The organism is Bacillus paramycoides, assembly GCF_001884235.1.
Classification (GTDB): domain Bacteria; phylum Bacillota; class Bacilli; order Bacillales; family Bacillaceae_G; genus Bacillus_A; species Bacillus_A paramycoides.
In genome coordinates this window covers 1-9,538 of sequence record NZ_MAOI01000056.1, presented here as the reverse complement: position 1 = coordinate 9,538, position 9,538 = coordinate 1, and the positions used below count along the sequence as shown (strand labels likewise).

The 9,538-nt window shown below is 33.6% G+C and carries 6 protein-coding genes, 4 pseudogenes and 1 other annotated feature; of the genes and pseudogenes, 4 read left to right on the top strand and 6 right to left on the bottom strand.

Features of this window, described 5'->3' with window-relative positions; translation table 11 throughout:
- Positions 1 to 626 precede the first annotated feature (626 nt).
- Positions 627 to 879: a binding site (T-box leader), on the top strand.
- Positions 880 to 958: 79 nt separating this feature from the next.
- Positions 959 to 1,180 (top strand): annotated as a pseudogene (locus BAU28_RS31425) (MFS transporter); the annotation flags it as partial.
- Here the strand turns inward: BAU28_RS31425 and BAU28_RS08460 are convergent.
- The 3 genes and pseudogenes from BAU28_RS08460 to BAU28_RS08445 all read right to left on the bottom strand — a co-directional run bounded on the left by BAU28_RS08460 (position 1,181) and on the right by BAU28_RS08445 (position 4,823).
- Positions 1,181 to 2,395 carry a replication initiation protein gene (locus BAU28_RS08460; protein ID WP_071718321.1) on the bottom strand — a complete coding sequence of 405 codons (1,215 nt, stop codon included), beginning with the start codon at positions 2,393 to 2,395 and terminating at the stop codon, positions 1,181 to 1,183.
- Between the two features lie 1,231 nt (positions 2,396 to 3,626).
- A pseudogene (locus BAU28_RS29775) lies at positions 3,627 to 3,974 on the bottom strand (DDE-type integrase/transposase/recombinase); the annotation flags it as partial.
- A 27-nt stretch (positions 3,975 to 4,001) separates the two neighbouring features.
- Positions 4,002 to 4,823 (bottom strand): UTP--glucose-1-phosphate uridylyltransferase, encoded by an 822-nt coding sequence (locus BAU28_RS08445; protein ID WP_002174975.1) that lies wholly within the window; start codon positions 4,821 to 4,823, stop codon positions 4,002 to 4,004.
- A gap of 195 nt (positions 4,824 to 5,018) precedes the next feature.
- Here BAU28_RS08445 and BAU28_RS08440 point away from each other — a divergent pair, with 195 nt between their 5' ends.
- The 3 genes and pseudogenes from BAU28_RS08440 to BAU28_RS08430 all read left to right on the top strand — a co-directional run bounded on the left by BAU28_RS08440 (position 5,019) and on the right by BAU28_RS08430 (position 8,428).
- Positions 5,019 to 6,308 (top strand): UDP-glucose dehydrogenase family protein, encoded by a 1,290-nt coding sequence (locus tag BAU28_RS08440; protein WP_002174977.1) that lies wholly within the window; start codon positions 5,019 to 5,021, stop codon positions 6,306 to 6,308.
- A complete protein-coding gene (locus BAU28_RS08435; protein ID WP_071718320.1) occupies positions 6,305 to 7,258 on the top strand; it encodes an NAD-dependent epimerase/dehydratase family protein in 954 nt (317 codons plus the stop codon). Before BAU28_RS08440 ends, BAU28_RS08435 begins: the two co-directional genes overlap by 4 nt.
- 3 nt (positions 7,259 to 7,261) lie before the next feature.
- Positions 7,262 to 8,428 (top strand): annotated as a pseudogene (locus BAU28_RS08430) (glycosyltransferase family 4 protein).
- Between the two features lie 87 nt (positions 8,429 to 8,515).
- Here BAU28_RS08430 and BAU28_RS08425 read toward each other — a convergent pair.
- The 3 genes and pseudogenes from BAU28_RS08425 to BAU28_RS30680 all read right to left on the bottom strand — a co-directional run.
- Positions 8,516 to 8,740, bottom strand: a pseudogene (locus BAU28_RS08425) (zinc ribbon domain-containing protein); the annotation flags it as partial.
- Positions 8,741 to 8,808: 68 nt separating this feature from the next.
- The gene (locus tag BAU28_RS08420; protein WP_071718319.1) at positions 8,809 to 8,997 is read right to left on the bottom strand and encodes a helix-turn-helix domain-containing protein; all 189 of its coding nucleotides are present in this window, start codon (positions 8,995 to 8,997) and stop codon (positions 8,809 to 8,811) included.
- Positions 8,998 to 9,170: 173 nt separating this feature from the next.
- Positions 9,171 to 9,538, bottom strand: a 368-nt coding sequence (locus BAU28_RS30680) for a hypothetical protein (protein WP_208610964.1), incomplete at its 5' end; no start/stop codon positions are given.

Here is a 9,538-nt window from a genome sequence, read left to right as displayed (position 1 = left end):
GTACCGTGGTACCTGACATTTGGCAATACGAATCCCGCAACACTAGCTTACCGGTGTGACCGGGAAGAGAGCTGCGACCATCATCATCCACCTCATGGGGAATGTAGTGACGAGAGCAGTAGTTAACATTTGAATATATAAGGAAAGATCGCTTCTAGAGTTTAGAACGGTCTTTTTAAACCTTCTAAAAGGTTAGATTCACAATATCCTATGATTTGTTAAACGATATTCCATATTCAGCGAACGGGTGCTTATCTTGAATAAGATTTAAGCAATGATTTTCAACAATCGGGCGCGATTGTTGAGCAAACACAGGTAGAAAAATGATTAAACCTTTTTATGAAAAAAAATTCACTAGCAACAAATAACTCAAGCATTTTGATCAAACTTTATTACAAACCAACAGCATTCACGGCAAGCTTATGGCTTAATAATTAATCCACGGCAAAGATATGCTTCCTTTAGCGGCAACTTTATGGGTAAAGTCACAGAATAAGCCAAATGCTCTAGGAACAATACAAGGTTCCAAAGCCGTTCATAACTGTTGATTATGTTGACTAAGTATGTATATGAGATATAACAAAAATATTTATGATATATATCCAATAATGTTATTATATATGAAATTAAATACAATGAAGAGAAGAGTAAATAAAGTGAATTCTATACAGAGAACCCTGGTAGCTGAAAAAGGGTTAGAATTTCTTTATTGAAGTAAGGCTCAGAGCAGCACATTGGAACCTGCTATAGGGGGATAGTGTGACGGGTGCTCCCATTATAGAGCTAGGGTATAGGTATTTTTGTTATACCTGATAAGGTTAATATGGTGACGTATTAATAACCTGGGGTGGTACCGCGATCTAAAATCTCGCCCCAAGACAATTAAGTCTCGGGGTGGGATTTTTTTATTTTGTTTTAAGTGCTGCATTATATCTGATTATATTTTAGGAGGAATTCAATTGAGTTTAAAAAAGCATTGGAAACTTGGCGGTATTCATCTATCTTATTGTTTAGCATTGGTGTTTCAAATGTTGGAAGTTGGGTTTACTTTATTACTCTAAACCTTATCGTTCTTAACATAACAGAGTCGGCCATTGCTGTATCTGGTTTATATATTATTAGGGCTTTATCAACGCTGGTTACTAATATTTGGTCAGGAAATCTTGTAGATCGTTTACATCTAGTATCTTTTCTGTCTTCTATTCTTTTTAATGCATTCATAAATTTTATCCATGACAAACGCTTCATGTTCTGTCCAAACGGCTTCAGCTTCTTCTAATGTAACTACTCTAACTAGTTCCTCAATTGCTGTATCTTTAACTAAAAATGTAGCTACAGCTCCTGTAGATGTTGAATATTTACTGATAACTAAATTAATAATGTTATCAATCCCTAATACACTATTATTATGAGACTTATTTTCAATTTGGCTACTTGGGTTTGGTATTTCTTTATCGGACAGTTCTTTTAATCGGGAATTTAGAGTGAATTCTACATAACCGATTGGGGAATCAATATCTGAACGAAAACGTATATCCTCAATTATTTCTAATACAGTTTCTTTATGAGCCTCCCATTTTTTAAACACTTTAGGAAACACTTTTTCTTTACAGCGTTCTTCAAATCTTTTAATTTTTTGTTCAAATGTATTGGGCTGTTGAAATTTATCTAATTTCTTTTCAAAATGAACTAAATTGTGATCTTTCTTTTTCTGGCTACGGATAATAAATTTAATTTTTTGTACTTTCCTACCTAATTTAATTTCTTCATATTCAAAAGAAATATCTGTTTTTTGGTCCAATTCTTTTTGGGAAGGTTTCAATACACGTTGCTTAAAATTTGCATAGTTGGGGTATATATCCATCGCATCTAAGTAATACCTTAAATTTTCGAGACTAATTGTACGCTCCTTTAAATCTTCATATTGTTTAAGTAGTTCATAAATACGTATAGCGTATGTACTTTTCAATTTAATAACATTAGCTAGTCTATAGCTTGTAAACTTGCTGCTTAATTCTAATAAAAATGGCTTTAATAACGGATCGAAACGCATATCAATTGTTCCTTTATTCCTGTTATAAATTGCTGAAGAAAGCCAGGATACCTGTATCAGCTCTTCCCCAGCCCGAATTTCAATTACTTTTGATAATAATTCCTTTGTAATTTTACTTAACTCCGAATATTTAGTAGATCCATTTAGACCAAGTAGATCATGAAAATGTTTAATGGGGAATGTGTAAGTTTTAAAATCCCAATCATTGGGTTCAATATTACTAGCCAAACAAAGTAACATTTTTTGTTCCACTAAATTCAAACGTGAATTTGCTTCAATCAAAGTATTTGATTTTGAAACAATATTGTTCTCTTTAATCTGTAAATCTTGATTTTTAGACATACCTACATACGTCCCTTCTTTCCTACCTCTACTGCTCTACTAACTATAACAAGTATATAACCAAATTTGCTATCTTTAGAACTATTTTCGCTATAGTTAAGCAACCAAGTTTGCTATCTTTAGAGCCATTTTTGCTTTAGTTAAGCAACCAAATTTGCTATCTTTAGAACCATTTTTGCTTTAGTTAAGCAACCAAATTTGCTATCTTTAGAACCATTTTTGCTTTAGTTAAACAACCAAATTTGTTACCTTTAGAACCATTTTCGCTTTAGTTAAGCAACCAAATTTGTTATCTTTAGAACCATTTTTGCTTTAGTTAAGCAACCAAATTTGTTATCTTTAGAGCCATTTTCGCTTTAGTTAAGCAACCAAATTTGTTATCTTTAGAACCATTTTTGTTATGGTTAAAACCACATTTGTTACCTTTAAAACCATCTTTGTTATAGTTAAGCAACCAAATTTGTTATCTTTAAGACCATTTTTGTTATGGTTAAAACCACATTTGTTATCTTTAAAACCATTTTTGTTATAATTAAATGTCATCATCCCTTATGTATCAAGACATTTCATGCTCTTAAAACATTTAAACATATAAAACATATAAAACAATTAATATATAAAACAAACAAAACATACAATGTTGGATGAATAAGAATATACTTGTTATCATTTTTTAAATAAAATTCCCACGTCATATAACCAAATTTGTTATCTTTATTTTACTTAGACATGTAAACGTCAATTAATTGCAAAACTCTTCGGACATACTTAAGTATAAAAAAGCCCTGAAAAAGGGCCCTTATGAGTTTCGCAAGAAAGGAATGTCTCCTACTATAATATACGTTTGTTTCAATAGAATGTGAAAAAAATAGGCAAATGTTTCATTTTGTAGAGAAGTGAGGTGGCTTAATCGGAATAGGGTGCATCGTTGGACGGTGTCCGTTGTGTGAAGATGCTATTTATGAAGATAAAGACTTAGTACCACGAACTTCTTCAGGAAAGTGCTCAGTAGCTAAAAAATAATAGCGAGAATAACCCGAATTGAGACTTCCACGACTAAAGTCGCGAGCCCTAATCCTAACGAATTAACGGCTGGGATTCTTGAATGACTGAGCATTCGCATTCCATTTCTGTTGTAAATAGATTCCTATCTGTATATTTCTACAAAAAGAATACTATTTTCTGTGAATTATGGTATAAATTTATCTTAGGTTGATGGCGATGTCGGCAGAATCCCGTTTCTTAATAAACGATGATCCCGCTCCATAATGTTATTTAGATATTTGACTTGTCTGATTGAGCTGCCTACGGGTATCTTTTTTTCTTTTTTGCAATTCTACAATTGCTATCGGAAAGATTGGACTCTGGCCTACTGTGATAACGCGAGGCTTAGAAACATGAAAAGACCGCAAAGCTTTTTTGAAAAAGTACTTTGCAGCCATATGATTTTTTTCTTGTTTAAATAAAAGTCAATTGTATTCCCTTCTGAATCAAAAGCACGATACAAATACGCCTAATTACTTTTAACCTTCACATGTGTTTCATCAACTCTTCAGGAATCGTTCATTGATTTCAAATGTATATTGGCTGAACCCTTTTCCACAAATTAATTCTTACTTGTTCTGTTTTGTCCGTATATAAGATTAAGAAGCTGCATATATTCATCCTCTTGTCCGATATCAAATCGTTTCCCATCAATCATTTTTCCATATACTTTTTTAGTCATAATTAAAGAATGAATTGCATCTGTTAATTGATATTCCCCCCCAACACCAGGTTGAATATTTTTTAATAAAGGAAAAATATCAGGTGTAAAAACATATCTACCAAGTACGGCAAGATTAGATGGAGGATTTACTTTCGGCTTTTCGATAATATTTGTAATACTAACACAATTTTCTTTTACAATCTTCCCTTCAATAATACCATACTTCTCTAAACATTCATCTGGTACCGTATGAATGCCTATTACACTATTTTTCGTCTCTTTATAAATACTAATCAACTGATTTAAAGCGGTTTCTTTATCCGAAACTACAATATCATCTGGCAAAAGTACAGCAAAAGGTTCGTTACCAATAAATGTTTCACCTAATTTTATCGCCTCACCAAGTCCTCTCGCATATGGTTGCCTTATATAATGGATTTGAACATTAGGGATAGCAAGCCCTTTTAACAGATGTGATTTTTTTTCTTTTTCTAAAAAAGCCTCCAATTCTAATGAATAATCAAAGTAATCAACTATTAAATCCTTTCGACTAGAAAGTACAATTAGTATTTGCTCAATGCCTGACTTCACAGCTTCTTCTACAATATAATGAATCGCGGGTTTATTCCCTATTGGAAACATTTCTTTTGGAATCACCTTTGTAATTGGAAGACTCCTTGTGCCGTAACCAGCGGCTGGAATGATTGCTTTTTTAATCACTAACCTCTCTCCTTCACTTATTTAAAATATTTATATTCATTCAACTCCTTACCTGCTCATGACGAAATCAAAAGGGGCCTTTACTTTTTTTCTCTTTCCCTGCTTATATGAATAGGCATTTCACTTGTCACCAATCCAAGTTGTTCATCAATATACTGTAACAACTAGTACTAAGTACAGAAAGGTGACTATCATATGAATATATGTATTATAGGCTCTGGTTATGTTGGGCTCACATCAGCGGCGGTATTAGCAGAATTGGGTCATAATGTTATTTGTGTAGATAAAGATCAAGATAAAATTCATTCTCTCCAAAAGGGAGAATGCCCTATTTACGAACCAGATTTAAAAGAACTTATTCGAAAAAATCAAAATCGATTACAATTCCGTTGTGATATCGATAAGGCTATTCGACAATCACCTGTTATTCTTATCGCTGTCGGAACTCCTTCTACATCAAGTGGAAAGACGGATTTAAAATATCTTTATTCCGTTATTGATATACTAGTTCCAGCCATAACATCATATAAAACAATTATTACGAAAAGTACAGTTCCACCAGGTACAAATCAGCAATTATATGAAACACTCATTAAAAGTGGAGTTTCATCATCCCTATTCAATATTGTTTCTAATCCAGAATTTCTTCGCGAAGGTTCTGCTGTCCGCGATATGCTTATTCCAGATAGAACTATTATAGGTATCCAAAAAGATGACACAAAGTCGTTAGAAATTATGCAGGATATATATAAAGGGATTAGCGCTCCTTTCCTTTGCACTGGATTAAACGAGGCGGAGATGATTAAATATACATCCAATGCATTTTTGGCTACAAAAATATCTTTTATAAATGAAATTTCTCGAATTTGTGATGCATATCACATTGATGTTGTTGAAGTGGCAAAAGGAATTGGCTATGACTTTCGAATTAACCCTCATTTTCTTCAAGCGGGGATGGGGTATGGGGGATCATGCTTCCCAAAAGATTTACATTCACTCATCTATACAGCAAATGATAGGCACGTAGCAGTTCCTATTTTACAAGCTGTACAATCCATTAACTCCACACAGATAGATCTCTATGTTGAAAAAATCAAAAATACTATAAAAGAACCCTCTTCAAAAAAAGTAACTGTTTTAGGAATTTCCTTTAAGCCAAATACTGATGATATTCGTAGCTCCCTCGCTGTACTACTTCTTGAAAAGTTAATCCTTCTTGGCTACGATCTACATGCTTATGACCCAAAAGCTTTTCTCCCTCCACATTTAAAAAAACAAGTTACACAGCATGAGAACCTAGAATCCTCAATTACAAATTCTGATTGTATTATTATTGCTACGGAATGGAATGAATTTAAAACACTTAATTGGAAACAAGTCAAACAAGTTATGAAGGGATGCACAATCGTGGATGGACGTAATTGCATCGAAAAAGATGAAATAGAAAAATACGGATTACACTATATAGGAGTGGGTCGGTCATGAAAATCCTTGTAACAGGAGCCGCTGGTTTCATTGGCTCTCATTTGTGTCAAGCGTTACTTAAAAATGATTCATATCATGTAGTTGGAATTGATCATTTCATCGGTCCTACTCCAGCTATTTTAAAAACAGATAATATCCAATCTCTTCAATTGAATTCACGTTTTCAATTCATACGAGAAAACATTTTAACTACAGATTTATCACAATTATTACAAGATATAGACGTAGTTTATCATTTAGCTGCTATACCCGGTGTCAGAACAAGCTGGGGAAAAGATTTTCAGGATTATGTAACAAACAATATAATGGTTACACAACATTTACTTGAAGCCTGTAAACATGTAAAATTAGATAAATTCATTCATATATCAACATCTTCTGTTTATGGTGAAAAATCTGGCGCGGTTTCTGAAGATTTATTACCTACCCCTCTATCTCCATATGGTGTTACAAAATTAAGTGGTGAACACTTATGTCATGTTTATCACAAAAATTTCCACATACCAATTGTTATTTTAAGATATTTTACAGTATATGGGCCAAGGCAACGTCCTGACATGGCATTTCATAGATTAATTAAACAATTGTTAGAAGATAAACCTCTCACGATATTTGGTGATGGAACACAAACGCGTGATTTTACCTATATCGATGACTGTATACGAGGAACTGTGGCCGCTTTAGAGACAAAAAAAAATATAATAGGTGAAATTATCAATATCGGTGGAAAAGAACAAGCATCTATTTTAGACATTATTTCTATGCTAGAAAAAATATTAGGTAAATCAGCAACTAAAAACTTTCTAAAATCAGTTCCTGGGGAACCGAAACAAACATGGGCAGATATATCTAAGGCCAGTACATTACTACAATATTCTCCAACCGTTCCTCTATTCGACGGTCTGGAGGCAGAATATCATTATGTAAAACAATTATACAAAGGAGATTAATTTATTAAAATTGCATATATATGTACAGAAAAATTACCATCTCCAGCGTTTAAAGGTGGAGCAATTCAAATGATGATTGATGGGGTGTCTCCCTATATAAGTCAAGAGTATGAGCTTACCATTTTCTCTATTTCAGATCCAAATCTTCCAGAGCAAATAACACGAGATAATGTCAATTACATGTATTTTCCTCAAAAAGAATATGAGCAGAATGTTATAAGGACACTCCAAACCAATACCTTTGATATTATACATGTCTTTAATCGTCCCAAAAATATACCTCTATATAAACAAGCTTCTCCACACAGTAAATTTGTATTAGGCCTGCATAACGATATGTTCGCTGAACATATCGTTATGCAGGCAATCTTATTATTGAAAAGGTTACCGCCATCATGACTGTTAGTAACTATATTAAACAAACTGTGATTGAGAGATTTCCACAAGCTGAAGATAAAATTTCTACTGTCTACTCTGGTGTTAATTTAAAACAGTCCCCTTCTATCTGGACACCAACAGGGCAAAAAATAAGAAGTGAATTTCGTACAAAATACGATATCCAAGATAAAAAAGTGATTCTATTTGTTGGCCGATTATGTGAAAATATGGGTCCACATTTACTCATTCACGCTATGAAGAAAATTATTCAAACACATAAAGATACGGTGCTTGTAATTGTTGGTGGTAAATGGTTTAGTGATAACAGAGTAAATAAATATATTAGAAAATTATATAGAATCGCTAAACCAATTAAAAAGCACGTAATTTTCACTAAATTTATTCCGGCAGATCAAATGCATAATATGTTTCTAATGGGGGATATATTTATATGTAGCTCACATTGGAACGCACCATTGGCACGCGTTCATTATGAAGCAATGGCTGCAGGAATCCCAATACCGTGGGAAAAATGCTGAAGTTATAACAGATGAACATAACAGCTGTCTAGTAGAACAATATACTAATCCAATGGAGTATGCCAGACTCGTCCATGTCTTGTTATCTCAACGAGAATTTGCACAATGGATTGCTGAAAACGGCAGAAACGTTGTGGAAAAAAATTTTACATTTAAGTATACAGCAGAAAAACTAAATCAGGTATATAAACAAGTAGCAGAATCCACTAATCAGCCTGCTAGAAATATTATGCGCCCCTCAAAATTCGAATAATTCGAACTACTCATCATTTAACGTCCCGAAGGGCTGTTTGAAGTAGGAGATTCCTAAGTATGGAAACCTAACGATTTTAATTGAGTAAGCTATCCCTGTAGTTCCTACGGTTAAAAGAGGGATAGCTTCGTTTCTAAGATTTAGTCCTGCGTTAACATCTCTATCGTGATGTGTGCTACAAGAAAGGCAATCCCACTCACGAAGATTTAGATTTTTAACATCTTTATTTTGATAAATGTAACTCGAACATAGCTGATTAGAAATAAACGTTTTTGATACAACTACAACCTGCTTCCCGTACCATTTTCTTTTTTAATTGAGTAAGCTCGTCAGAAAAAATGATACGTTAATCCTTTCCCTATCTTTTTATGAGCATAACTTTATATAACAGAGAAACAATTGAATACAAAACGACTACAACCAATGAGTCTCACAATTAAGGCTTTTTGTTCTTGATTTGGGTAAATACGAAATTTGTATGCCTTATTGATTAATATGGATTGTATCTCGCTTTTTTGTAAGGTTCCTGTATTAATAAAAAAGGTAGGCTTACGCCTACCAACACTCATCTCCTACCTAAATTTGGCGTTTTACACCTTCACATTTTTGAGGAAGGAGTCTTCTGTCGGAAAAAGATAAATACATGTATTTGATGCAAGAGATATATGAAGGATTTCTATCATGTATATGTTGAAGAATAAAAAACGCTTGGAAACCAAGCGTTTTTTTATTGCTCATTATTTTACTCGTCATCATCTTCGTCATCTTCTTCTTCTTCTTCATCATCATCTTCGTCATCTTCTTCTTCTTCTTCTTCGTCTTCGTCTTCGTCTTCGTCCTCGTCTTCATCCTCTTCTTCTTCTTCGTCATCTTCGTCATCTTCGTCATCTTCGTCTTCGTCCTCGTCTTCATCCTCTTCTTCTTCTTCGTCCTCTTCTTCTTCTTCGTCCTCGTCTTCATCCTCTTCTTCTTCTTCTTCTTCGTCCTCGTCTTCATCCTCTTCTTCTTCTTCTTCTTCGTCTTCATCCTCTTCTTCTTCTTCGTCTTCATCCTCTTCTTCTTCTTCGTCCTCTTCTTCGTCTTCTTCTTCGTCCTCGTCTTCGTCCTCTT

Bases quoted from the DNA above. Each gene is read 5' to 3' on its own strand.
- BAU28_RS08460 (WP_071718321.1), bottom strand. From the start codon at position 2,395: ATGTCTAAAAATCAAGATTTACAGATTAAAGAGAACAATATTGTTTCA.
- BAU28_RS08435 (WP_071718320.1), top strand. From the start codon at position 6,305: ATGAAAATCCTTGTAACAGGAGCCGCTGGTTTCATTGGCTCTCATTTG.
- BAU28_RS08440 (WP_002174977.1), top strand. From the start codon at position 5,019: ATGAATATATGTATTATAGGCTCTGGTTATGTTGGGCTCACATCAGCG.
- BAU28_RS08420 (WP_071718319.1), bottom strand. From the start codon at position 8,997: ATGAGTGTTGGTAGGCGTAAGCCTACCTTTTTTATTAATACAGGAACC.